A 25,449-nucleotide genomic window follows, 5' to 3' on the forward strand; every position below is an offset into this window, starting at 1 on the left:
TTAGGTCTGATAGTTCAGTTGGTTAGAATACGCGCTTGTCACGCGTGAGGTCACGGGTTCGACCCCCGTTCAGACCGCTACGCAAAGCTTTCCAGGGTACCTATGGCGGGAATCGAACCCGCATAACCAATAAAGGTTTCCAGATTTTGAGTCTAGCGTGTCTGCCAATTCCACCACACAGGCATTAAATAAAATATAATAAAAGATAAATCATAAATCAAATGAGTATGAAAAAAGTAAGGGTACGCTTCGCCCCTAGTCCAACTGGACCTTTACACTTAGGTAGTATTAGAACAGCTCTGTATAACTACCTGTTTGCTAGAAAAAACCAAGGAAGTTTCGTTTTGCGAATAGAGGATACAGATACGGAAAGATTAGTTTCAGAATCTGAATCATACATATCTCAGGTTCTTGAATGGTGTGGAATAATACCTGATGAAAGTCCATTTTTTGGAGGAAACTATGGTCCGTATAGACAATCAGAGAGGAAATATATTTACATTTCTCATGTAACCCAACTTCTAAAAAAAGGTTTTGCTTACTATGCTTTTGATACCAATCAATCTCTTGATAGAATTAGAAATGAATTTCAAAATAATGGAGAAAAATTTATTTACAATTCTAGAATTAGAGAAAAAATGGAAAATTCCCTTTCACTACCATCCAAGGAAGTGCATCGTAGATTAGAAAAGCCTTATGTAGTAAGGTTTAAAAACCCTTTCAAAAACGAATGTTTGGAAATATATGATGAAGTACGAGGAAAGATTCATATAAACACATCTACCCTAGATGATAAAATTCTTCTTAAATCAGATGGAATGCCTACCTATCATTTGGCTAATATTATTGATGATCATTTAATGCATATATCCCATGTTATCAGGGGAGAAGAATGGTTGCCCTCAATAGGATTTCATTGTCTTTTATATAGATCATTTGGATGGGAAATTCCAAAATTTGTTCATTTACCATTGATTTTAAATCCAAGAGGAAAAGGAAAGCTAAGTAAACGAGATAAAGGAAAATTAGAACTTCCGATATTTCCTATTCAATGGAAAGACCCTGAAACTGGTATAGTTATACGTGGATATAGAGAATATGGTTATTTTCCAGAAGCTGTCATAAATATGCTTGCTTTTTTAGGATGGAATCCTGGAGGAGTGGAAGAATTTTTTCTAATGAATGACTTAGTCAGAAAATTTTCACTGGAAAAAGTTGGAAAATCCAGTGTCTATCTCAGTATAGAAAAAGCTAGATGGTTCAATCACCAACATCTGCAAAAAAAAACACTTGACGAAATAAGTGCTCTTTTTCGAAAAGATCTTGAAAAACATCATATAAAATATGATGAAAATTATATACGAAAGGTTATAGAATCTGTAAGAAAAAGAGTTTGTTTTATTCATGAACTTTGGGAACAATCATCGTATTTTTTCATATACCCTAAAAACTATGATAAATGTTATCTCCAAAAAATTAGATCAAGCAGATTCTGCTTTATCTTAAAAGATTTAAAAAAACTCTTGGAATCTGTAGAAGATTTTAAAGAATCTTCTTTAAAGATAAAAATAAAGGATTTTTCTAAAAAACATAACATAAGTTCTGTTTTTTTTCAAAAAAATTTGAGACTTGCTTTAGTCGGAAGTTTGCAAGGAGTGGGCATTTTTTTCCTAATGGAAATTATAGGAAAGAGAGAAACACTAAGTAGAGTAGAGTGTTTTTATAGAGCATTACATGATAGTGTTTAATTTAATTTTTTTCTGTTCATCTAGAGATAAAATTTCTCCAAAATTATGAGTCTATACAAACTTCTTCATTCTTCTATTGGGGTAAAAATTTTAATGGCGTTAACTGGTTTTTTTTTGATGATTTTTTTGTTTGTGCATTTATGCGTGAATCTTTCACTATTTTTCGGAGAGAAAGCATTTAATAGGGCTGCACTATTTATGGAAAGTAATCCTTTTGTTCAAATTTCTCAGTATATGTTAGCATTTTTTTTTATTCTCCACATTTTATTAGGAATTCTTCTTCATTTAAAAAATAGAAAAGCAAGGGGAAATGTAAATTATACCAAATGGGAAGCTAATACTCCATTTAATGCTCGGACAATGATTTTTTCTGGAATCCTAATTCTTCTTTTTTTAATCCTACATTTAAAAAATTTTACTATTCCTTTGAAAAACGATAAATATGGAAAAATAAACAACTATCAATTTGTCATAAGTTTATTTAAGAATCCAGTTTATACGTTTATTTACATTTTATCTTTCGTTATTTTATCTCTCCATTTAAGTCATGGATTTCAATCATCATTTAGATCGGTCGGAATTTTTCAAAAAAGTTATATTTCTACCATTAAAAAAATAGGTTTTATCTATTTTTGGCTTATATCTCTCGGTTTTTCGAGCATCGCTCTTTGGTTTTTCTTTAGAACCTAGGTTCTATCATTTTTAATACTATGAACAATAATGTCTTAGATCCAAGAATTCCTTCTGGATCTTTAGAAGAAAAATGGAAGAATCATAAATCTTCCTTAAGGCTTGTTTCTCCAAATAACAGGAAAAAAATGGAAATAATTATTGTAGGTACAGGATTATCTGGAGGATCTGCAGCAGCAACTTTAGCTGAGTTAGGGTATAAAGTCAAATCTTTTTGTTATCAAGATTCTCCACGTAGAGCACACTCTATAGCAGCACAAGGAGGAATTAATGCAGCAAAAAATTATCAAGGTGATAATGATTCCGTTTTCCGTCTTTTTTATGACACTATAAAAGGAGGTGATTTTCGTTCAAGAGAAGCAAATGTTTATCGTTTAGCAGAGATATCTGCTAATATAATTGATCAATGTGTTGCACAAGGAGTCCCTTTTGCTAGAGATTATGGCGGGTTTCTTGAAAATAGATCTTTCGGAGGCGTTCAGGTTTCAAGAACTTTTTATGCAAAAGGACAAACTGGACAACAGTTACTTTTGGGTAGCTATTCAGCTTTGTCTAGACAAATTGGCAAAGGTAGCATAAAAATATACAACCGACATGAAATGCTGGATTTGGTTATTATTGATGGAAAAGCCAGAGGTATTATAGTGAGAAATTTGATAACAGGAGAGATTGAAAGACATGCTGCTCATGCTGTTGTAATTGCATCTGGGGGATATGGAAATGTATTTTTTCTTTCAACTAACGCTTTGGGCGCAAATACAACGGCTATTTGGAAAGCTTACAGAAAAGGGGCTTTTTTCGCTAATCCTTGTTATACGCAGATTCATCCAACTTGCATTCCTGTACATGGAACTTTTCAATCCAAACTTACTCTTATGTCTGAATCTTTGCGTAATGATGGAAGGATATGGGTTCCTAAAAACATAGAAGATGCTAGAGATATAAGAAATGGTAGAAAGAATCCGGAAGAAGTATCTGAGGATCAGAGAGATTACTATTTGGAACGTAGGTACCCGTCTTTTGGAAATCTTGTTCCTAGAGATGTAGCTTCTAGAGCAGCTAAGGAACGATGTGATGCTGGTTTAGGAATTGAAAATAACGAAACTAATGAAGGAGTTTTTTTAGATTTTTCATCAGCCATTCAAAAATATGGAATAGAGAAGGCTGTCGAGCTTGGCTGTCAAAGTCCTTCTGAAAAAGAAATTTCTATTTTAGGGGGTAAGGTTCTAGAAGATAAATACGGAAATCTCTTTCAGATGTATGAAAAGATTACTATGGATTCTCCATACAATAATCCAATGAAAATTTATCCGGCCATCCATTATACTATGGGAGGTCTTTGGGTTGACTATCATCTTATGAGTACTATCCCAGGTTGTTATGTAATTGGAGAAGCTAATTTTTCTGATCATGGTGCTAATAGACTAGGTGCCTCTGCTTTAATGCAGGGATTAGCTGACGGATATTTTATTCTACCATATACTATAGCTGATTATTTAGCTTCTGAAATAAGAACCGGTCCCATATCAGTAAATAATCCTGAATTTAAGAAATCTGAGGCAGCAATACGGAATCGTTTAGATTATTTTTTAAAGAGAAAAGGGAGTTATACTGTAGATTATTTTCACAAAGCATTAGGTAAGGTAATGTGGAATAAAGTTGGGATGTCTCGGAATGAAAAAGGTTTGAAAGAGGCTATTTCCGATATTAGGATTATTCGTGAATCTTTTTGGAATAAAGTTAGGGTAACTGGAGAGATGAATAATTTAAATCCTGAACTAGAAAAAGCATGTCGCCTAGCTGATTTTCTTGAACTAGGAGAGCTTATTGCTATGGATGCTTTAGCCCGGAAAGAATCTTGCGGCTGCCATTTACGGGAAGAGTATCGTACTGAAGAAGGAGAAGCACTTAGAGATGATGCTAATTATGCTAATGTTTCAGCCTGGGAATCGAACAACACGGTTCTGTATAAAGAACCTCTTAATTTTGAATTTGTACAATTAACCACACGTTCATATAAATAATACATTTCTATGAAAAAATATTTAAGCTTTATTCTAAAAATTTGGAGGCAAAATGGTACTGAAGAATCTGGGAGATTTGAAACCTATTCAGTAGAGAAAATTTCCTCTGAAAGTTCATTTTTAGAAATGCTCGATTATCTAAATGAACGGCTAATTTTGGAAGGTTTAGATCCAATAGCTTTTGATTATGATTGTAGGGAAGGAATATGCGGAATGTGTTCTCTTTATATAAATGGACAAGCACATGGCTCAGATAGTCATATGACTACTTGTCAATTACAGATACGATCTTTTAAAGATGGGGAAACAATTTACATCGAACCTTGGAGAGCCAAGTCTTTTACAGTTATCAAAGATCTTGTAGTTGACCGTTCTGCTTTTGATCGAATTATGGCAAGTGGAGGATTCATTTCCGTTCGAACATCTGGGAAGACTATTGATGGAAATTCTATTCTTATTTCTAAGATAAATGCCGAGAAGGCTTTCGATGCGTCTTCTTGCATTGGGTGCGGAGCTTGCGTCGCTACTTGTAAAAATTCCTCAGCAATGCTTTTCGTTTCTGCCAAAGTATCCCATCTGGCGTTATTACCTCAAGGTAAAATTGAATCTAAACGTCGTGTTCTTAATATGACGGAACAAATGGACAAAGAAGGTTTTGGAAATTGCACAAATACAGGAGCATGCGAAGTTCAATGTCCAAAGGGTATCTCTATAGAACACATCGCTAGAATGAATAGAGAATTTTTAAATGCTTTATTTGCAGAAGATTAAGGAATTGCTATAGTTTTTTGGCTATTCTCAATCGAGCACTTCTTGCGCGTTTATTCCTTTTTATTTCCTCATTATTTGGAGTAATAGCTTTGGAATAAATAGATTGCAAATGATTATTTTTTTTTTACCGAAAAAATCTTTTTCTAAAAAACCTTCAAACGAACCTGTTTTGAAAAAACGTTTTACTAAGCGGTCTTCAAGTGAGTGATAGGAAATTACAGAGATCCTTCCTTCTTTCCTCAAAAAAGAACTAGATTGAGTCAATAGTTCTTTTAATGCGTTGATTTCATCGTTTACTTCGATTCTAAGTGCTTGGAAAAGTCTAGAAAAAAATTTTTGCTTTTTAATTTCTTTAAATAACTCCATTAAATCAAATGAAGTTTCTATATTTTTTTTTGTACGTTTTTTTACGATACTTTCAGCAAGAAACTTGCTGTTTTTAAATTCTCCATATTTTTGGAAAACTTCACTCAATTTTTTCTCTGAATAATATTTCAGTATTTCTTTAGCTGAATATTTAGAACGCAAGTTCATTCGCATATCAAGAGGGTAATTAAAACGAGTAGAAAAACCTCGATAGGTGGAGTCAATGTGGGAACTCGAAACTCCTAAATCAATGATAATACCTGATACATTATTTATTTTTTTAAGGTTCAAAACCTCTTTTATCGATCTAAAATTTTTATTAAAAATTTTTAATCTTTTGTCTTTAATTGGGTTTTTTTTTATCGCTTCTTCATCTTGATCAAAGGCAAAAAGCCTACCCTTTTTGGTTAGTTTTTCCAAAATTGCCCTAGAATGTCCACCTCCCCCATATGTCGCATCAACATATGTCCCTTCTGGATCAAAAACCAAATTTTCTGTGCTTGAATTTATTAGTACAGGTTTGTGATATATATTTTTTTTCATTTTGTTTTCAATTAAAGTATGAAAATTACGCTTGCTATAATTAAACCTGATGCTGTTAAAAACGGATATGGAGGTCTTATTTTAGAGAAAATAATATCTTCTGGATTTAAGATTCGTGCTCTAAAAATGATCATCTTTTCCAAAAAAGATGCCCAAGAATTTTATTCTGTTCATAAATATAGGTCTTTTTTTGAATCATTGGTTGATTTTATGAGTTCACATCCAATAATTCCAGCTGTTTTGGAAAAAACAGATGCTGTTTCAGATTTTAGATTGCTTATTGGAGATACAAATTTCAAAAAAGCAAAAGAAGGAACCATTCGAAAATCTTATGCTAAATCTTTAAAGCGTAATTCTATTCATGGATCTGATAGCGATGTAAGCGCTTTTAGGGAAATTAATTTTTGTTTTTCTGAACTAAATTGCTTTTAATCATATGAAGATTATTCTCTATACAACGAATTTTTTCAATAGTGTCAAATTCTTTTTTTCTTTCTCTTTCTATAATTTCTTTTGGAGCAAACAGAATAAATTTTTTGTTTGAAATATTTTTTCTAATTCTTTCTAAGAAGTTTCTATAATGATGAAGGTCTTTTTCTAATTTTTCTTTTTCATCTATACGTTTAAAAAAGATCTTTTTTAGATGGTATTCATCTGGGCCCAAAAAGAACGAAATAGTTTCATAGATAGGTTTTTTATTAACGTATTCTATTTGAGAGATTCCTCCTAATTTTTTAATAATGGATAGATTACACCTTGGTTTTTTAGTTAAAATAAACATATATAATTGCTCTTTTTGAGATATTTTATTATTTTTTCTCAAAAATCTAATTTTCTTGATAATTTTAGCATAATTTTCGAAATCTTCTAATATCTTTGTTTGATAATTTTTTTTTTTAGGCCAATCAGAAACCATTAAATATTCCTTAGCTGATCTAATCTTGATATTTTGCCAAATTTCCTCTGTGATAAAAGGCATAAAGGGATGTAAAAGCTTCAGCAAATTTTCAAAAAATTCAACGGTTTTTTCAAAAACTTCACTAGGAATATTTTTACCTTTATCTGGTTTTACGAGTTCTAGATAACAAGAACAAAAGTCCTCTCTAATCAGTTTGTATAAAATCATTAATGCTTCAGAAATCTTATAATCTTCAAAAGATTTCTCTATCTCTTCAAGAGCTTGATAGAAGCGATGATTGAACCAGGCAAAAGCTAGTCTGGACGGCTCAGACGAATAGATATGATTATCCCCTAAAGATTCCTCCCATTGTTTAATTAATCTAAATGCATTCCATATCTTGTTAGAAAAATTCCTACCTTGGATACAGAGAATTTTATCGAAACGCAAATCATTCCCTGCTTTCGTACTCAATAGCAATCCTGCACGAACTCCATCTGCCCCATATTGATTTATTAAATCAACAGACTCAGGTGAGTTTCCTAGTGATTTAGACATTTTTTTACGTTGATTATCTCTAACAATTCCTGTAAAATAAACCTTATTAAAAGGCTTTTCTCCTAAAAAAGAATACCCAGCCAGAATCATTCTGGCTACCCAAAAAAATAAAATATCTGGAGCTGTTACTAAATCTTGTGTTGGATAATAATATAAAATGTCTGACCTATCAAAAATAGATATTGGCCAAAGCCAAGAAGAAAACCAAGTATCTAGTACATCCGGATCCTGTTCTATACTCTGGTTGTTCGTTTTTATACGAGCTGCTTCTGCATTCCTTGCTACACCAAAAGCATTATCATAATAGTAAACTGGAATTCTGTGACCCCACCATAACTGCCTAGAAATATTCCAATCTTTTAAGTTTTCCATCCAATATCTGTATACATTTTTTAATTCTTCTGGATAAAATTTAATTTCTCCTTTTTTCACTGCTTTAAAAGCATTTTTAGCTAATGGTTTTACTTGAAGAAACCATTGCCTAGACAGTCTAGGTTCAATAATAGAATGACTACGTTCTGAAATTCCTATTTTATGAAAATGTTCTTCCATTCTTACTAGAGCTCCCATTTTCTCTAGATCTTTTATGATTGCCCTTCGTTTGTATTTACCCCCTTTTATAAATTCTAAACCATGTTTTTCAGCTAATGCTTTATCTGCAAAAGCATGAGATGGAGTAACCTTTAAACATCCCGTACCAAAACTCATTTTTACATATTCATCTTCAATAATAGGGATTAATCTTCCTAAGATAGGAATAATCGCTCTACGATTTTTCAAATGAAAAAAACGTTGATCGTTAGGATTAACGCAAATAGCAGAATCTCCAGTAATGGATTCTGGACGTGTAGTTGATACTACAATAAATTCTTCTGTGTTTTCAATAAAATATTTTATGTAATAAAGTTTACCAGAACGTTCTGCATAAAAGATTTCTTCATCTGAGAGAGTAGTTTTTACTTCAGTGTCCCAATGTATCATTCTATATGCTCTATATATTAATCCTTTTTTATAAAGAGCTATGAAAGCCTTTGTAACTGATTCAGAAAACCTTGAATCTAGTGTAAATCTACTTCTTCTCCAATCACAGGAGCATCCTAGTCTTTTTAATTGGTCGAAAATGATATTTCGATGTTTATTTGTCCAATTCCAAACTCTGGCTAGAAAAGCTTTTCTTCCTAAATATTCTTTAGAAATACCTTCTTTTTTTAGTTGATTTACCACTTTATTCTCTGTTGCAATAGATGCATGATCAGTTCCTGGAACCCAACAAACATTGTTATTACGCATTCTGGCTCTTCTGGCTAATACATCTTGTATGGTATTGTTTAGCATATGTCCCATGTGAAGTCTTCCTGTAACATTTGGAGGAGGAAGCACCAATGTATAAGGCTTTCTTTTATCCGGCTTTGAATAAAAAAAACCTGATTGTATCCATTCCTTAGAATGTTTTTCTTCCACAGACTTTGAATTGTATTTTGCAGTAATTTTCATTTAAACTCTTAGTAACATGCCATTAAAAAACCTAATAAAAAAAGCTTAGCATTTAATCAAATAGAGAACATACGTATTATTTCTTATCTTATAAAAAATAATGGACGCTTTATCGCATTTAGTTAAAATGAGGAAAGTCTGGACACAAAAATGCGTAAGCACCGGATAATTCCCGGACGCAAAAAGCGAGGACTAGTGCAACAGAAAGAAAATACAGTTAGGCTGTAGTGAAATCAGGTAAACTCTGCGTTGTGTAATGCCATGTATACTGACATTGTAGGTAGCCTAGCCGTTTTTGTCAAGGGGTAGGCTGCTGTAGGTAAGAAGTAATTCTTATCAAAGAGAAATGATAAAGCTAGAGGACAGAATCCGGCTTATTGTCCAATAGGTCCTATAGCTCAGACGGTTAGAGCATCTGACTCATAATCAGAAGGTCGCTAGTTCGAATCTAGCTGGGACCACTTACTCTAATAGAGATTTTTCAATAAACTTGTTATTCCGGTTTCTCTATTCAAAAAATAGGTTAGTTCTTTAATAAAAAGTCTCTTTTGTTTCATATTATCTCTAAATCTTACGGTTATACTTTCATCTTGAAAACTATCATAGTCAATAGTGATACAAATAGGAGTGCCAATTGCATCTTGTCGACGATAACGTTTTCCTATAGATTCATTTTCATCGTAAGTAATTTGGTGATCAGTTTTAAGTGTATGGAAAATTTTTTTAGCCATTTCAGCCAGTCCATCTTTTTTTACTAAAGGCAAAACTGCAGCTTTAACAGGAGCTAGACTAGGGTGTAGTTTAAGGAAAAGACGTTGACTATTTTTAGTATTCTCTTCTTTAAGAGAAGAAGAAAAAACAGATAAGAACATCCTATCTAGGCCTAGAGAAGTTTCTATTACAGAAGGTAGATAATTTTTATTTTTAATGTAATCAAAATATTTTAAATTTTTTCTAGAATGTTTTTCGTGATTTTTCAAATCAAAATCCGTTCTGGAATGAATTCCTTCTAGCTCTCTAAATCCAAACGGGAAACTAAATTCGATATCACTTGCAGCATTAGCATAATGCGCTAGTTTTTTATGATCATAAAAACGATATTTATCTTTTCCTAATCCTAAAGTTAGATGCCATTTCATTCTAGCGTTTTTCCAATATTCATACCATTTAATTTCATCTCCTGGAGATACGAAAAACTGCATTTCCATCTGTTCAAATTCACGCATTCTAAAAATAAATGTTCTTGCCATTATTTCATTTCTAAAGGATTTTCCAATTTGAGCTATACCAAAAGGTATTTTCATTCTTGCGCTTTTTTGCACCTTAGAAAAATTAACAAAAATACCTTGCGCAGTTTCAGGCCTCAAGTAAATTCCTTCTTTAGTTCCTCCAATTTGAAACATCAAATTAAACTTACGAACCTCCTCCCAATTTCTAGATCCTGTTTCTGGATCCCTTATATCTAGTTCTTCAATCAAGAATTGAAGATCCTTCAAGTCATTCTTCTCAAATGACCTAGCCATTCGCATAATAATTTTTTTTTCCTTATCTCTATAATATTTTACTTTAGGATCTGTGTTTAGAAATTTTTTTTCATTAAAATATAATCCTGAACATTTTTTCGCTTTATATAATTCTTTCTTTATTTTATTTTGTATTTTTTCTATGTAGTTTTCTATCAAAACATCCACGCGGTAGCGTCTATTACTATCTTTATTGAAAATCATCAAGTCGTTAAAAGCATCCAAGTGTCCAGATGACTTCCAGATATGCGGATGCATAAGAATAGCTGAATCAATTCCCACAATATTTTCTCGCAATTGAACCATAGACTTCCACCAGAATTCCTTTATGTTATTCTTTAATCCTATACCATATGGACCATAATCATATACTGCATTCATACCATCATAAATTTCGCTTGACTTGAACACAAATCCATAAGATTTTGCATGAGCAATAACATTTTTTAAATGATCGTTATTGATTTTTTTCATAAACGTTAAATGATATTTTAACTTCCACTTTACGATGTAATCTTACAATGGCTTTATATTTTCCTGCAGTTTTTATCTTATTATTACCCATGATTTTAATCGATTCGTTTTCGATTGGAAAACCTCTTTTTTGAAAAAATTTTGCTAAATCTCTATTTTCTAGAGCCTTTTTAACTAGCAAACTAACATATATACGTTTAATTTTATATGCTATTTCCTTTGCTTTTTTAAGGAGAAATTCTTCTTTTTTAGACCTTTGTTTTAAAATTTCTCTATGCTCTTTAATAATTCCAGTAGTAGCTATCAAAGCTAGACCCTTTGGTATTAGGTAATTTCTAGCGAATCCAGGCTTTACGTTAAACAAATCATTTTTAAATCCAAGGATTTTTACGTCCTTTTTAAGGATAATTTTCATAAGCAAAGTTTTTTATATCAACGAAGATCATCCGTTATGTATGGAAGAAAACCAAGATATCTGGCTCTTTTTATGGAGATGCTGAGTTTTCGTTGATTTTTCTTAGAGGTCCCTGTAATCCTTCGAGGTAGAATTTTTCCTTGTGCATTTAGAAATTTTATCAAAAAATTTGGATCTTTATAGTCTATATATTTAATACCAAACTTTTTGAAAAAGCAGTATTTTTTTTTAGTTTTTACCTCCAAATTTAAGGGAGTGAGAAATTTTATCTCACTTTCTTCAGTCTTTTGATTGTTTTTTTCTAACATGACCAATACAGTTTAATTTTTATATTGTTTTTTATTTCTTCGTATTTCTGCATAGTTTCTCGCATCTTTGTTCATCTTAACCATTAAGAACCTGATAATTCGGTAATCACGTCTAAGTCTAAGGTGGATATTGGCTATCTCTTTTGGATTTATAGAATACTCATATAAATGGTAATTAGCCATTTTTTTTCTTTTTATCGTAAAAGCAAGTTTTTTCATTCCCCAATGTTCTTGATGTATAATTCTCCCTCTACTCTTGAGTATAAGTTCTTCGTACTCTTTTACGAGATCTTTTACTTGTTTTTCTGATAATACAGGAGTAACTATTATAATAGTTTCATAGAAGCTAAACATTCGAATACATTTTTTTTTTTTGAGATAAAGTCTCTTTACCTCAAATTTTGACCCAAAAAGTCTTCCCTATATTTTTTTTTATTTCTATCAAAGCCTCTATAAAAGCATCAATATCTTTCATTTTATTAAAGATTCCAAATGAGATTCTAAGATAACTAGAGGGATCTTTACCTGAAACAGCTTCAATAACATGCGATCTTCTTACATAACTAGATGCGCATGCACTACCTAGCGAAACAGCTATACCTTTCAGGTCTAAAAAAAAACTTAGAATATTATTTTTAATTGGAATTGAAATGTTCAATATTGTATATAAGCTTTTATCCAAAAAATCTGAGAAACCATTGAATTTTATTTCAGGAATTTCTCTTTTAAGTTCTGAAATGCAATATTTTTTTAATGTTTCTATCTTTCCTTTTTCTTCATTTAGAGAAGAATAAGCTAATTCTAGCGCCTTAGTCATACCAACAATACCGCAAATGTTTTCAGTTCCAGCTCGGAGATTTTTTTCTTGTCCACCCCCCGTTAAAAATGGATTAACCAAGAGGCCTTTACGAATAAAAACAAATCCAATTCCCAATGGACCGTAAAATTTGTGAGCGCTTGCTACTGCAAAATCTAAGGGTATATTTTTTACATTAATAGGGAAATGTCCCACTGTTTGTACTATGTCGGAATGAAAATAAGATCCATATTTTTTGCAAATAAACCCTATTTCTTCTAGATCTGATATATTCCCAATTTCATTGTTCGCATGCATTAAGCTTACTATTGTCGTTATAGAATTATTTTTTAATTTTCTCTCTAGATCTTCTCTGTCAATTGATCCTTTTTCTTCTAATTTAATTAATTCTATAACAATTTTTGAACATCGAGCTATATCTAAAATAGTGTCTAAAACTGATTTATGTTCAATTGGCGAACTTAAAATACGTTTTACTTTTAAATCTCTAATTGCAGATCGCAAAACTAGATTATTAGCTTCTGTTCCTCCAGAAGTAAAAATAATTTCTGAAGGAAGTGCATGGATCGAACTCGCAATAGATATTCTTGATCTTTCAATAAGAGCCTTATTTCTTCGTCCGAATTGATGTGAAGAAGAAGGATTCCCGATATAGTTTTTTAAAACATCATTCATAACTTGAATGACCTCTTGCCTTATTGGAGTGCTTGCCGCGTTATCTAGATATATTTTACTCATTGATATTAAGTATAAAAGTAGACACGTAGGGATTCGAACCCTAGCTAACAGAACCAAAATCTGCTGTGCTCCCCTTACACCACGTGTCTAATCTAGATAATAATGAATCTAAAAAAATATAAAAATGATCGTAAATTTTAAAAAAATTTTTTTTTTTAATTTTTTTTTTCTTAATTTGTTTCTCTAAACTATAAAATCGTTTATGTCAGTAAAAATTCGTTTACAAAGACGAGGAAGAAAGGGAAGAGCTTTCTATACTGTTGTCGTTTCTGATTCTCGTTCTCCTAGAAATGGGAGATTTATTAAAAAATTAGGTATATACAATCCGCATTCTGATCCTCCTTCTATCACCTTGGATACAGATGCAACTCTTTCTTGGCTCCAAAAAGGAGCTAAACCAACGAAGGCAACTCGTTCTATTCTTTCCAATAAAGGAGTTTTGTTAAGAAAACACTTATTAGTCTGGGTAAAGAAAGGTATGAAAATGAGGCAGAACGTTATACCAAGCGTGGCTTAAAAATATGGATTAAAGAGAAAAGGTAAATTTTTATACTGATAAAACTCTTCTAGTATATAGGAATCATATACTGATAATTCACCGATTCTTTTTCTTCTTAAGTAACAAAGATAGCCTTTGTTATTAAGTGATCTTCCAAAGTCTTTAGCTAATTTTCGTATATATACCCCTTTTCCGCAACATATTCTGAATTTAAGAAAAGGTAAATTTATATCGGTAATTTCAAAATTATGTATTTTTACTTTCCTGTGTAGGATTTTTACAAATTTTCCTTTTCTAGCTATATTATAAAGCTTTTCTCCATTTTTTTTAAGAGCGGAAAATATAGGGGGGATTTGATAGATGTCCCCTATAAATTTTTTTTGGTTTTTTTGAATATTTTCTGAAGTAATGTGCTTTAAAATTTCAGAAGTCTCTAAAATTTCATCTTCAGAAGTCTCAGAATCTAGAGAAGGAGTTGTTGCTCCCAATTTCATCATTCCAGTATATATTTTTTCTTTATATTGAGAGAGATTTATTTTTTTAGTAGCTAAACCAATACATATAATAAGAATACCTGAAGCTAGAGGATCTAGTGTTCCTGTATGTCCAACTTTTACTTTTTCTATTTGAAAAAAATGTTTAATCTTCCATCTAATTTTGTTTAAGACATAAAAAGATGTCCAACCTAAGGGTTTATCAATTAAAATAATCAAATAAATGTAAATATTAGGTGTCAATTGTAGCATTAAGTGCGTTCATTTCTATAAATTTTTTTCTTGATGTAACATCATCTCCCATTAACAATGAAAAAATACGATCTGTGTCTACCAAGTTTTCTATATTTACTTTACGTAAGGTTCTATTTTCTGGATTCATTGTAGTATCCCATAATTGCTCGGCTGTCATTTCTCCCAATCCTTTATATCGTTGAACGATTATCCCTTTTTTTACTTCGGATATAAGTTTTTCTCTCTCTCTATCACTCCAAGCATAGACTTTTCTATTTCCTTTTTTGATCATGTATAGAGGGGGAGTTGCAATATAAATGTAACCTTTCTCAATCAAAGTTCTCATATATCGGAAAAAAAATGTTAAAATAAGTGTAGAAATGTGACTCCCGTCTGTATCCGCATCAGTCATAATTATAATTTTATGATAACGTAGTCTTTCTAAATTCAGTTCTTTATTATCTGTTTTTATTCCTAATCCTAAGGATGAAAAAATATTTCTGATTTCTTCATTCTCAAATGCTCTGTACTGTAGAGACTTCTCCACATTTAATATTTTACCCTTTAAAGGCAAAATTGCTTGAAAATTTCTATCTCTTCCTTGTTTTGCAGTACCTCCAGCAGAATCCCCTTCAACCAGATAGATTTCACATTTTTCTGGATTATTTAAAGAACAATCCGCTAATTTTACCGGAAAACTAATAGAATTGTTTGAATTATTTTTTTGCATAAAATCTCTAACCTTTTTAGCGGCTAGTCGAGCTTTAGACGCTAAAAGTACTTTTTCCAGTATTTTACTAGAAAATCTAGGATTTTCTTCAATAAATTTCCTTAGGTAATTTACTACGATTTTTTCGACAGCACCACTTACTTCAGGGTTTCCAAGTTTAGTTTTCGTTTGCCCTTCAAATTGAGGATGGGAAATTTTTACTGAAACAATAGCCGTAATCCCTTCTCTAAAATCATCCCCAGTAAATTCCACTTTTTCTTTATTCAATAAACTATATTTTTTAAAAGTTTTAGTGAGTGCTCGTCTAAATCCAGTTAAATGTGTTCCTCCTTCATTGGTCTTAATGTTATTAACATAAGAATGGATGTTTTCTTCGAAAGAATGGTTATATCGCATAGCCACTTCAATAGATACCTTTTCCTTTTTACCAGATATATAGATAACTTCAGGTATAATAGGAACTCTATTTTTGTCTAAAAATAAAATAAAATCTTTCAATCCTCCTTCAGAAAAAAATTTTTCCATTCTAGGAATTCCTACTTCAGAAATTTCTCTTTCGTCAATAAGATTTATGTAAATTCCCCGCTCTAAGAAAGATAACTCACGCAATCGTATGGCAATTGTTTCATAACTGTATGAAACATTTTTAAATTTAAAAATGTTTTCATCTGCCTGAAAAGTTATTTCAGTCCCACTTTTTTTAGGTTTATTGCTTTGACTTATCTGTTCTACCTTGCTCACTGATTTACCTCTTGAATATTCTTGGAAAAAAACTTTCCCTTCTCGAAATACTTTTACAAAAAGTAGACTGGATAGAGCATTAACACAAGAAATTCCTATACCGTGAAGTCCTCCAGAAATTTTATAAGAGTTTTTATCAAATTTTCCCCCAGCTCCAATCTTAGTAAGCACAACCTCTAATGCGGAGCACCCTTCTTTTTTGTGAAAATCTACTGGAATTCCTCTTCCATTATCTATTACAGTGATAGATTTATCTGAATTGATAATGACATTAATTTCGTTACAAAAACCTGTTAAAGCCTCGTCCATAGAATTATCCACAACTTCGTAAACTAGATGATGAAATCCTTTTAGTCCAGTATCTCCAATGTACATTGAAGGTCTAGTCCGAATATGTTCAATGCTATCAAGGTAGAGAATGTTATCCGCTGTATATGTATTCATAGAAATTTAGGATTAAAAGAAAACCTTAAAAACTCTTTTTTGCGCACGGTAAATATACGACCTTTTTTCCAAAAAAAAAAGCTATTTTAAAGTAGTTCATTAAAGGAAATTCAATAGCATTAGGGAATAGGCTAAGTTCTTCAGATAGATTCCCTCCTTTTATAGAAAAAATGCCATTAGGGAAAGCATGCTTGGATTTATAGATAAATTTTCCTTTAACCCAAGCATATAAACGAGGAATTTTTGTTACTGCTCTATTTAAAATAAAGTCAAATTTTCCTTTTGTTTTTTCAGCTCTTATACAAATAGTCCGAACATTATTTATAAATAACTCTTTAGATATGCTTTTTGTCGCTTTTATTTTCTTCTCTCTGTAATCTACCAGAAGAAAATCACTATCTGGAAATAAAATAGCGAGTGGGATTCCTGGAAAACCACCTCCAGTTCCAACGTCTATAATGTTAGAACCAGGCATAATAGAAACAATTTTAGCTATTCCTAGCGAATGCAAAACATGATTCTGATAAAAAGAATCGAAGGATTTTTTTGAAATTAAATTAATTTTCTTATTCCAGAAATAGTATATCTCTTTCATTTTAGAAAACTGTTCAAGTTGCCTTGAATTAAGTTTTGGAAAATATTTCTGAATTAATTTCATTGTATATTTTTTTCAATATGAAAAATATTTCCTATCGTTTAAAAAATATGAGTTTTTCAAAAACTCTTTATATGGCCAACATAGCTAGAAACAAAGGATACAAAAACATTATCAATCTAGGCATAGGAGAACCTGACTTTAATCCACCAGGATTTATTCTTCATGCAGCTAAAAAAGCTATAGATGATGGATATCATAAATATTCCCCAATATCAGGATATTACGATTTACGTGAAACCATATGCAAAAAATTTAAACGTGATAATGGATTAAATTATAATCCTTCTCAAATTGTCGTCTCAACCGGAGTTAAACAGTCCATTATAAATGTTTTTCTATCCATTCTTAATTCAGATGACGAAGTAATCATTCCAGCTCCGTATTGGGTAAGTTATTACGAAATGGTAAAACTTTGCGAAGCAAAACCTGTAATAATTCATACAGATAGAAAAACAAATTTCAAAGTAACAGCCATACAATTAGAAAAATCTATAACCTCTAAAACAAGAGCTTTTATTTTTAGTTCTCCATCTAATCCATCTGGAGGTGTTTATTCTAAAAGCGAATTAAAATCTTTAGCTAAGATATTAAGCAAACATAAAAATATAGTGATCGTCTCAGACGAGATTTATGAACACATTTGTTATAGATCCCATGCAAGTATTGCCTCTATTCCAGAGGTTTACGGACAAACTATTACCATTAATGGGATATCTAAAGCCTTCTCTATGACTGGCTGGAGGATAGGATATATTGGAGCCCCAGAATGGATAGCCAAAGCTTGCGAAAAAGTACAAGGGCAAATGACTTCTGGAGCTAATTCTATTTCGCAGAGAGCTACTATTGCAGCTTTAGCTTCAAGTATGAAATCTATGATTGTATCATTAAAAAAACGTAGAAATTTAGTCTTGGAATTTCTAGATAAAATTCCTGGATTTCAATCCAATATTCCAAATGGAACTTTTTATGTTTTTCCTGATGTTTCGAATCTTCTACACAAAAATATTTCTGGAACTTTCATAAAAAATTCTGATGATTTAGCTATGATTTTACTAGAAAAAATTAAAGTTTTGACTATTGGAGGATCCTCTTTCGGAAAAGAAAAGCATTTGCGCATTTCTTACGCTATGTCAGAAAGCAAGCTGCTTGAAGCATTTAGAAGAATTAAAAATCTTTTAAATAAATTAAAAAAATGAAAAACAAAACTTTCTTTTTTCTAGTTTTTTTTATAGTTTTTTATGCATTAAATGCTCAACAAAAACAAAAAATTGACGGTGTTGCCGCTATTATTGGGGATAAAATTATTTCAGAATCTGATGTTAGAGAAAACATCCTCAATACGGATAAAAAACTAACTTCATGTGAAGTTTTAAAAGAAATGATCAAAAGTAATGTTTTACTATATCATGCAAAAAAAGATAAAAATATTTCTAATAGAATTTCTGTTGATCAAATACGTTTACGAGTTAAAAAAATTTTAAAAGAGCTTGCTATTCAAGTAGGGGGAATGAAAAATCTTTTAAAAAAATACGAGAAAAATTCTGTTAAAGAACTTTCTGAAGAGTATACTGAGAATGTAAGAAATAACGAACTAATAAAACAGTTTTTTAAAGAAAAAATTACTTCTAATGTTAATGTAAGCCCATTTGAAGTACAAGAATTTTGCAAAAAACATAAAGAAAAACTCCCTATTTTTCCAGAAAAATTATATTTCTATCGAATAGTTTTTTATCCTAAGCTAAAAAATTCACATAGGAAAGAAATTATAAATAAGCTTGAAAAAATAAAAAAATACATAGAAAAAGGTTCTACTTTTGAAGTAGAAGCAATTGCTTATTCCCAAGATAATTCTACAGCTTTTAAAGGTGGATTGATAAAAAATATGAATACGAGTAATATGAGCTCAACACTATATCGAGTGCTCTCTTCTTTAAAAGAAGGGGAAATATCCGAACCTTTTGAATCTGAATTTGGATTTCAAATTGTAAAATTGGAAAAACTAAGAAAAAATAGGATTGATTATAGGAATATATTGATGAAAAAAAATTCTTCAAAAGAAGAAATGGATAAAACAAAAAAATACGCTGACTCAATTAGAGAGTTTCTTTATAAAAAGAAAATAAGCTTTGAAGAAGCTTTAGAGAAATATTCAATAGAAGATGACTTTAAATTCTCTCTGGATAAAAATCAATTATCGAAAAATTCCTATTCAGCATTGATTCATGTAAAAAATGGAGGTATTTCATACACTTATGAAGATGAAATCAAAGGAAAAAAAGCTTATTTTCTTTTAAAAATTTTAAAAAGGATTCCTGCACATAAACCTACTCTTGAAAATGAATATCAGTTTTTAAAAAACTTTGTTAGTATGGAAAAATCTTCAAACGAACTTACAAAATGGGTTAATTTTCATATTCCTGATATTTTTATTGGAATAGGGGAGAACTTTCAAAAATGTTTTCCGGGAAAAGCATTTAAGGCTATAAAAAGATAGTTATATGCGAGGAAAAGGTTTTGTGGCATTTGTATCTATTACTCTTTTGTTAATTTCTTTGTATTACGTAAGTTTAACTTACAAAGCTTCCAAACAGGATAGAAGGTATCTAGGGTTAGATCTAAAAGGAGGAATTAATGTAATTTTGCTCATTTCTGAACGAGATCTTTTGGTGAATATTTCTGAGAATTCTCAAAATAATATTTTCTTAGCTTCTTTAAGAGAAGCTGATAAAAAAGGCCCATCATTGGATTATCTTTCTTTGTTTTTTCAGGCTTTTAAAAAAAATAAAAAGCTGAAAAAATCCTGTATCCAACTCTCCGAAATTTTCGAAAAAAAAAAATTGCTTAATGAAATTAATTCTGATTGTACAGACAAAGAAGTTGAAAAGGTAATAAGGAAAAAAGTAGATGAGTATATAGACGTTGCGTCTAAGGTTCTTCAATATAGAATGGATCGGTTTGGGATTCAGGCTAAAATTCAACGCATAGAAAACTCAGTTTGTATTTTGGTCGAGTTTCCTTTTTTAAGGGAATCAGAACGTATAAAAAAATTATTGCAGATCCCCGCAAAACTCCAATTTTTTGAAGTTTGCAGTAAAAAACGGATTATACCATATATTCGAAGTTTAGACCATATTTTTAAAAAAAACTCTTCTCTATTAGGTTATCATATAAAGAGTTCTCATATAGATGGGAACTTAATCGGTTTGGTTGACATAAAAGATACGATTCGTGTCAGTAAAATTTTAAACAGTTCTAAGGCAAGATTTTTTTTACCTCCAGATTTAAAAAATGTTAAATTTTTGTGGTCTGCTAAAGGTTTAAAATCAAGAAAAGGAAATTTTTTGGGATTATACGCAATTCAAACAGAATTTGACGGAACTTCTCCATTAGATGGAGGAGTAATAACTAATGCAAATATATCTTTAGGGTTATTTAATGAAATAATCGTAAAGATTACGATGAATAAAAAAGGTACTTTTCTCTGGAAAAACTTAACTAGAAAAGCTCTAGGAAATAACATCGCTCTCGTTTTAGATGATTTAGTTTATGCAGCACCAAAGGTGAACTACGTAATTTCGAATGGACATTCGCAAATTTCAGTAAATTTCAATATACAAATGGCCTCTGATCTAGTGAATGTTTTAAATTCAGGTCGGTTACCTGCAAAAATGCAAATTATTATATCAGAAATGATAGGCCCAACTCATAGAGCTATTATAAACGCTTCTTTAGTAGCTTTAGTATTCGTTTTCTTCTGTATGATATTTTTTTACAGAACAGCTGGATTCTATGCAAATATTGCATTAATTTTTAATATACTATTTATTTTCGGTATTCTAATTTCTATTGGAGAGGTTCTCTCATTGCCTGGTTTAACTGGGATAATTCTAACCATAGTTAGGTATGTGGATGAAAATATTTTACGTTACGAACACATAAAGGAGTATATTAAAAAAGGAAAAACTTTCCGTAAATCCATAAATAATAGTTATACCCTTAAAGGTGCTTTATCTTCTATCATCGATGGACAAATTACCACACTTTTTACTGGAATTATTTTATTTTTTTTGGTAAAAGGGCCTATAAAAGTATTTGCGATAACGTTAATTATTGGAATTTTTACTTCTATATTTTCCTCTCTATGTATTTCTAGATGGTTTATCGAAAATCACTTGACCATAAAAAAATATATTTCTTTTTCTAGTCTAGAAACTGAATATTTTCTTCAATGGGATTTTCTCTCTAAGCGTATTTTCGCTTACCTATTTTCGCTAATTTTACTAGGGATCAGTTTTTACTCTTTAGCTATTCGAGGATTAAATTTAGGAGTGGATTTTATTGGGGGAAGAACTTATATCGTTAGGCTTAATCAATCAGTAAATTTGGAAAAAATTTCTTCTAAATTATCGAGTTTTTTTTCTGAATCTGAAAATGGGTTTTATTCTATTCCGGAGATTCTCCCTTTTGGTAGAAAAAACAAATTAAAAATAACGACAAAATATAAAGTAAATAAAGAAGGCCCTAAAGTTGAGGAAGAAATTTCGAAAAAACTTTATACCGTATTTAGGCCATATTTACCAATAGATTTTAGTTTCGAAAACTTTAAAAACACTAAAAAATCTTTTGGTATTTTATATTCTATAAAAGTTGGAATAGCAAAGTATCTTAGTAAAAAAGCTTTTTTGTCCGTTTTATTTTCTTTACTTGTAATTTTTTCGTACCTATTCATACGATTTGAAAGATGGGAATTCAGTCTAGCTGCCGTTATTTCTCTTTTTCACGATTCTATTGTAGTTTTAGGATTTTTTTCAGTTTTTTATGGATTTTTACCTTTATCTTTAGAGATGGATCAATCTTTTATTGCCTCAATATTCACTATCATTGTTTATTCAATAAATGATAAAGTAATTGTCTATGATAGGATTAGAAGAGAAATTAGAAGAGTGAAAAATATATCTTTTCATGATGTAGTCAATCAAGCAATTTGCAGAACTTTAAGTAGAACCATTAAAACCTACTTAATTAGAGTCTTTGTCCTATTTATTATTTTCCTATTTGGAGGAAAGCCTAACTTTATGTTTGCTATTTTTTTTGGAATTATCGTTGCTCCGTATTCTTCAATATTTATATCTCCCACACTAATGTATGAGTTACGTAAATAAATAAGAAAATGGAAATATTATTTATTAGTTCTGAGGATACTTTCATTATTATATTTTTTGCTGTTTTAATCTTTGGTCCCAAAAAAATACCAGAAATTGCCCGAAGCCTAGGGTTGGGCGTAAAATATATTCAAAAAGCTATTCAAGAAATCAAAGAAGAGATTTACAAAGAATAGATAAACTGTTAAGTGGATCTAAATTCTGCGCCTAATTTTTTTATAAATTTATCTTGTAATTTTTCCATTGTCTCATTAATTACACTGTTTATCAAAGTTTTCCTTTCATCGCCCATGTAAAATCTGAAAGCATAAGATTTTTTACCTTTTGGTACTTGTTCTCCTTTATAAACATCAAAAACCTCTATTTTCTTAATAAAGTTTTTTTCCTCTGATCTAACAACTTGAATAAGTTGTTCAAAAGAAATTCTATGGTCGATAAAGAAAGACAAATCTCTTTTTGCTAATGGATATTTTGTAGCTTCTATGAAAAAAACTCTTCTTTTCTTCATAAGTAGCATAAAATTTTTCCAAAAAAATTCTGAATAAAAAACTTTTAGATGTAATTTTTTCACTAAGTGCTTATTTACTTTACCGATTTCCACTATCGGAAGTTCTTTTTTTTTTATTAAAATACTTTTCTCAAAAAATAAATGATCTGAAATAATAATCTGGGTTAAGTTCTTATACAGCCCCCCCATCTTAAGTATTTGTTCTACAATTCCTTTCATTATAGAAAAAGAATAATCAATATTTCTTCCTGAAAAAATAAGCCCAAGTCTAGGGTCTTCTAAATATTTATTTTTCTCTTTATAGTAAATTTTACCCCATTCAAAAAATTTTAAGTTCATGTTTTTTCGGCGAAAGTTATTAGCAACATTTTCAAGAAGACCAAATAATAGGGAGAAGCGCATTATCGAAATATCTTTATTCAAAGGGTTCGCAATTTTTATCACTGATTTTCCTTTCTTTTCCATGTACTTTGAAGTTTCATTTTTTGTAAAAGACAGGTTTATACTTTCGTAAAAACCATTAGAAATTAATAATTTCGAAACATTACCTTCAATATTAAGAGAAATATCTTTTATTGATGAAATATCTTTTATTGATATTGAAAAATTTTTTTTTCCATAATTTGGAATACGATTATATCCATAAATACGAAGGATTTCTTCTATAATATCTTCTTCCCATCTAAGATTGAAACGATAAGGTGGAATTGAAAGTTTCCATAAATTTCCACATTCTGAAAGAATTTGTATCTCTAGAAGTTTTAAAATTTTTTTTGTTTCTTTTTCAGAAATTTTACCCCCAAAAAAAGTATTTATTTTTTGAGGTCGAAAAATAACTTCAAAGTTAGGGATAATATAAGGATATATATCAATGATTTCTGACGAAATTTTTCCTTTTCCAAATTCCTGTATCATTAAAGCTGCTCGTTTAATCCCGTTAACGGTATTATCTGGATCTACTCCTCGTTCAAAGCGAAAAGAATATTCAGTATTTAATCCGTGTTTTTTAGCACTTTTACGGATGCTAATTGGATCAAAATAAGCACTCTCAATAAATATATTTTTACTTCTAGGTCCCACTGTATAATGTGCACTTTCAAGTATTCCAGCAATACATATAGGAGTTTGTCCATCAAAAATGACTAAGTCATCAGTATCCAATTTTTTTATAGATCCATTAAACGTTTCGAATAAGACATTTTTTTTGGGGGATTTAATCCTAATCTTTCTACTTTTTATTAGGTCAGCATCAAAGGCTTGGAGTGGTTGTCCTATTTCATGCATTACAAAATTTGTAATATCAATAATATTGTTTATTGGAATTGATCCAATAGATTTCAAATAATTCTGCATCCATTTTGGAGAGGAAGTTACTTTTACTCCAGAAAATACCATACAAGAATATCGTAAACATTTTCTTCCTTCTTCCAAGTAAACGCTGAAATCATATTTTTTATCCATTTTACAATCAATTATTGGAGGTTTTATTAATTTAACTTTAAATCCTCTAAATGTTAAAGCAACATAAAGATCTCTAGCGATTCCGTAATGGCTCATTGAGTAAAAGCAATTAGGGGGAAATTCAATTTCTATATTTTCATTTTCTTCGATTCTTTCCACATTTAATCCTATGTCAGTTAAAACTTCTGATATTTTTTGAATATCTAAACTACTTTTTAGATAATTTTTTAGCCATTTATAAGATATTTTCATCATAAATTATTTAAATTAAAGGATTTAGGTAAATAAGCATAACGAGCATAAGTTAAAAACCCTGCTATATTTGGTTCAGTCATTTCAATACTTATCTTTTTAGATCAGAAATTTGTATAAACAGGCTTTATATCTAAGACATTTTTAGAATAGGCGTTTAATTGAGTTAATTAATAATCTGGATATGTAACTTCAATAAGTTTATTATTAAAGAATAATTTTGATTAATGTTTAAATTGAGATTTCTGATTAGATTTAGTACCTTATACTAGAAGGTGAGCATATGTGGAGAGTAAGCATTTTAGAGCTGGGCTTTTGTAGCGTGAGGTGGAATCGAACCACCGCCCTTCGGTTTATGAATCCGAAGCTCTTCCATCTGAGCTATCACGCCATTAAAAATAATTTAAAAATTATTATATATTTTTTAAAATATATTATATTTATTAAAAATATAAAATTATATGATTATATTCAATCATCAAAAATTCTTTATTTTTTTTATTCATTTTTCAGTAATTTTTTTACTACATGTTTTTATCCAAAATTGCTATATTAGTAAAAAAGATGATAGCCGATGTAGCTCAGTTGGTTAGAGCACGTGATTTGTAATCTCGGGGCGAGGGTTCGATTCCTTCCTTCGGCTCTTTAGGGGAGATACTCAAGTGGCTTAAGAGGGCAGACTGTAAATCTGTTGACAAATGTCTACGCAGGTTCGAATCCTGCTCTCCCTATACCCTATATGCGGGAGTAGCTCATATGGTAGAGCGTCATCCTTCCAAGTTGAAAGTAGCGGGTTCGAATCCCGCCTCCCGCTCCATAGCCGATGTAGCTCAGATGGAAGAGCGCTTTCTTGGTAAGAAAGAGGGCACGGGTTCAATTCCCGTCATTCGGCTTAATAA

Annotated in this window: 22 protein-coding genes and 9 tRNA genes; 17 read left to right on the top strand and 14 right to left on the bottom strand. The window is 30.6% G+C overall.

Translation table 11 applies throughout. The annotated features are described in order from the left end of the window. Positions 1–3 precede the first annotated feature (3 nt). Positions 4–77, top strand: a tRNA-Asp gene (locus VE128_01615). Positions 78–97: 20 nt separating this feature from the next. Here the strand turns inward: VE128_01615 and VE128_01620 are convergent. Continuing rightward, a tRNA-Leu gene (locus tag VE128_01620) sits at positions 98–183 on the bottom strand. A gap of 44 nt (positions 184–227) precedes the next feature. Between VE128_01620 and gltX the strand changes: the two genes are divergently transcribed. From gltX to VE128_01640, 4 genes are read left to right on the top strand one after another with little or no spacing between them, the layout of a single operon-like run. Beyond that, positions 228–1,748 carry a glutamate--tRNA ligase gene (gene gltX, locus VE128_01625; protein HZD84227.1) on the top strand — a complete coding sequence of 507 codons (1,521 nt, stop codon included), beginning with the start codon at positions 228–230 and terminating at the stop codon, positions 1,746–1,748. Between the two features lie 45 nt (positions 1,749–1,793). Beyond that, positions 1,794–2,438, top strand: a complete 645-nt coding sequence (locus VE128_01630) for a succinate dehydrogenase cytochrome b subunit (protein HZD84228.1) — start codon at positions 1,794–1,796, stop codon at positions 2,436–2,438. 20 nt (positions 2,439–2,458) lie between these two features. Continuing rightward, entirely contained in the window at positions 2,459–4,462 is a 2,004-nt protein-coding gene (locus tag VE128_01635; protein HZD84229.1) for a fumarate reductase/succinate dehydrogenase flavoprotein subunit, read from the top strand. Positions 4,463–4,465: 3 nt separating this feature from the next. Beyond that, positions 4,466–5,233, top strand: coding sequence for a succinate dehydrogenase/fumarate reductase iron-sulfur subunit (locus tag VE128_01640; protein ID HZD84230.1), 768 nt, complete (start codon positions 4,466–4,468; stop codon positions 5,231–5,233). A 60-nt stretch (positions 5,234–5,293) separates the two neighbouring features. On the opposite strand, the gene rsmH is transcribed toward VE128_01640, so the two are convergent. Beyond that, positions 5,294–6,142: a 16S rRNA (cytosine(1402)-N(4))-methyltransferase RsmH gene (gene rsmH, locus VE128_01645; protein ID HZD84231.1), complete on the bottom strand. Its 849-nt coding sequence runs from the start codon at positions 6,140–6,142 to the stop codon at positions 5,294–5,296. An 18-nt stretch (positions 6,143–6,160) separates the two neighbouring features. On the opposite strand from rsmH, the gene VE128_01650 reads away from it, so the two are divergent. Next, positions 6,161–6,574 (top strand): nucleoside-diphosphate kinase, encoded by a 414-nt coding sequence (locus tag VE128_01650; GenBank protein ID HZD84232.1) that lies wholly within the window; start codon positions 6,161–6,163, stop codon positions 6,572–6,574. Here VE128_01650 and VE128_01655 read toward each other — a convergent pair. Beyond that, on the bottom strand, positions 6,540–9,092 hold the full coding sequence (locus VE128_01655) for a valine--tRNA ligase (GenBank protein ID HZD84233.1): 2,553 nt from the start codon (positions 9,090–9,092) through the stop codon (positions 6,540–6,542). The two genes, VE128_01650 and VE128_01655, sit on opposite strands and share 35 nt — an antisense overlap. A gap of 387 nt (positions 9,093–9,479) precedes the next feature. On the opposite strand from VE128_01655, the gene VE128_01660 reads away from it, so the two are divergent. Then, positions 9,480–9,553 (top strand) — tRNA-Ile (locus VE128_01660). A 6-nt stretch (positions 9,554–9,559) separates the two neighbouring features. Here the strand turns inward: VE128_01660 and VE128_01665 are convergent. The 6 genes from VE128_01665 to VE128_01690 form a co-directional block, all read right to left on the bottom strand. Then, positions 9,560–11,089 (bottom strand): glycine--tRNA ligase, encoded by a 1,530-nt coding sequence (locus VE128_01665; protein HZD84234.1) that lies wholly within the window; start codon positions 11,087–11,089, stop codon positions 9,560–9,562. Next, a complete protein-coding gene (gene rplI, locus VE128_01670; protein ID HZD84235.1) occupies positions 11,073–11,504 on the bottom strand; it encodes a 50S ribosomal protein L9 in 432 nt (143 codons plus the stop codon). Before rplI ends, VE128_01665 begins: the two co-directional genes overlap by 17 nt. A 17-nt stretch (positions 11,505–11,521) precedes the next feature. Continuing rightward, on the bottom strand, positions 11,522–11,812 hold the full coding sequence (gene rpsR / locus VE128_01675; GenBank protein ID HZD84236.1) for a 30S ribosomal protein S18: 291 nt from the start codon (positions 11,810–11,812) through the stop codon (positions 11,522–11,524). 12 nt (positions 11,813–11,824) lie between these two features. Next, complete coding sequence (gene rpsF / locus VE128_01680) at positions 11,825–12,166, bottom strand: 30S ribosomal protein S6 (GenBank protein ID HZD84237.1); 342 nt, start codon at positions 12,164–12,166, stop codon at positions 11,825–11,827. A gap of 40 nt (positions 12,167–12,206) precedes the next feature. Further along, entirely contained in the window at positions 12,207–13,367 is a 1,161-nt protein-coding gene (locus tag VE128_01685; GenBank protein ID HZD84238.1) for a cysteine desulfurase family protein, read from the bottom strand. An 18-nt stretch (positions 13,368–13,385) separates the two neighbouring features. After that, positions 13,386–13,456, bottom strand: a tRNA-Gln gene (locus VE128_01690). 113 nt (positions 13,457–13,569) lie between these two features. Between VE128_01690 and rpsP the strand changes: the two genes are divergently transcribed. Further along, positions 13,570–13,884 carry a 30S ribosomal protein S16 gene (gene rpsP, locus VE128_01695; GenBank protein ID HZD84239.1) on the top strand — a complete coding sequence of 105 codons (315 nt, stop codon included), beginning with the start codon at positions 13,570–13,572 and terminating at the stop codon, positions 13,882–13,884. Here rpsP and truB read toward each other — a convergent pair. The 3 genes from truB to rsmG are packed head-to-tail and all read right to left on the bottom strand — an operon-like array spanning position 13,881 to position 17,167. Continuing rightward, complete coding sequence (truB, locus tag VE128_01700) at positions 13,881–14,612, bottom strand: tRNA pseudouridine(55) synthase TruB (GenBank protein HZD84240.1); 732 nt, start codon at positions 14,610–14,612, stop codon at positions 13,881–13,883. The genes rpsP and truB overlap by 4 nt on opposite strands. Further along, positions 14,593–16,509: a DNA topoisomerase subunit B gene (locus VE128_01705; GenBank protein HZD84241.1), complete on the bottom strand. Its 1,917-nt coding sequence runs from the start codon at positions 16,507–16,509 to the stop codon at positions 14,593–14,595. The genes truB and VE128_01705 overlap by 20 nt, the downstream gene beginning before the upstream one ends. A gap of 25 nt (positions 16,510–16,534) precedes the next feature. Continuing rightward, positions 16,535–17,167, bottom strand: a complete 633-nt coding sequence (gene rsmG, locus VE128_01710; GenBank protein ID HZD84242.1) for a 16S rRNA (guanine(527)-N(7))-methyltransferase RsmG — start codon at positions 17,165–17,167, stop codon at positions 16,535–16,537. 17 nt (positions 17,168–17,184) lie between these two features. On the opposite strand from rsmG, the gene VE128_01715 reads away from it, so the two are divergent. The 4 genes from VE128_01715 to VE128_01730 are packed head-to-tail and all read left to right on the top strand — an operon-like array spanning position 17,185 to position 22,505. Then, positions 17,185–18,363, top strand: a complete 1,179-nt coding sequence (locus tag VE128_01715; GenBank protein HZD84243.1) for a pyridoxal phosphate-dependent aminotransferase — start codon at positions 17,185–17,187, stop codon at positions 18,361–18,363. Then, positions 18,360–19,661, top strand: a complete 1,302-nt coding sequence (locus VE128_01720) for a peptidylprolyl isomerase (protein HZD84244.1) — start codon at positions 18,360–18,362, stop codon at positions 19,659–19,661. The genes VE128_01715 and VE128_01720 overlap by 4 nt, the downstream gene beginning before the upstream one ends. 4 nt (positions 19,662–19,665) lie before the next feature. After that, positions 19,666–22,329: a protein translocase subunit SecD gene (gene secD, locus VE128_01725; GenBank protein HZD84245.1), complete on the top strand. Its 2,664-nt coding sequence runs from the start codon at positions 19,666–19,668 to the stop codon at positions 22,327–22,329. Between the two features lie 8 nt (positions 22,330–22,337). After that, positions 22,338–22,505 (top strand): twin-arginine translocase TatA/TatE family subunit, encoded by a 168-nt coding sequence (locus VE128_01730; protein HZD84246.1) that lies wholly within the window; start codon positions 22,338–22,340, stop codon positions 22,503–22,505. An 8-nt stretch (positions 22,506–22,513) separates the two neighbouring features. Here the strand turns inward: VE128_01730 and pheT are convergent, their stop codons facing one another. Continuing rightward, complete coding sequence (gene pheT, locus VE128_01735; protein HZD84247.1) at positions 22,514–24,550, bottom strand: phenylalanine--tRNA ligase subunit beta; 2,037 nt, start codon at positions 24,548–24,550, stop codon at positions 22,514–22,516. 318 nt (positions 24,551–24,868) lie between these two features. Further along, positions 24,869–24,941, bottom strand: a tRNA-Met gene (locus tag VE128_01740). On the opposite strand from VE128_01740, the gene VE128_01745 reads away from it, so the two are divergent. The 5 genes from VE128_01745 to VE128_01765 all read left to right on the top strand — a co-directional run bounded on the left by VE128_01745 (position 24,906) and on the right by VE128_01765 (position 25,443). Beyond that, positions 24,906–25,106 carry a hypothetical protein gene (locus VE128_01745; GenBank protein HZD84248.1) on the top strand — a complete coding sequence of 67 codons (201 nt, stop codon included), beginning with the start codon at positions 24,906–24,908 and terminating at the stop codon, positions 25,104–25,106. The two genes, VE128_01740 and VE128_01745, sit on opposite strands and share 36 nt — an antisense overlap. Positions 25,107–25,120: 14 nt before the next feature. Further along, positions 25,121–25,193, top strand: a tRNA-Thr gene (locus VE128_01750). A 5-nt stretch (positions 25,194–25,198) separates the two neighbouring features. Next, positions 25,199–25,281, top strand: a tRNA-Tyr gene (locus VE128_01755). A 10-nt stretch (positions 25,282–25,291) separates the two neighbouring features. Next, positions 25,292–25,367, top strand: a tRNA-Gly gene (locus VE128_01760). 2 nt (positions 25,368–25,369) lie between these two features. Next, positions 25,370–25,443 (top strand) — tRNA-Thr (locus tag VE128_01765). The last annotated feature ends 6 nt before the right edge of the window (positions 25,444–25,449 follow it).

The sequence above is a fragment of the Candidatus Angelobacter sp. genome (assembly GCA_035643775.1).
Taxonomy (GTDB): Bacteria; Bacteroidota; Bacteroidia; order Flavobacteriales; family Blattabacteriaceae; genus DASQPV01.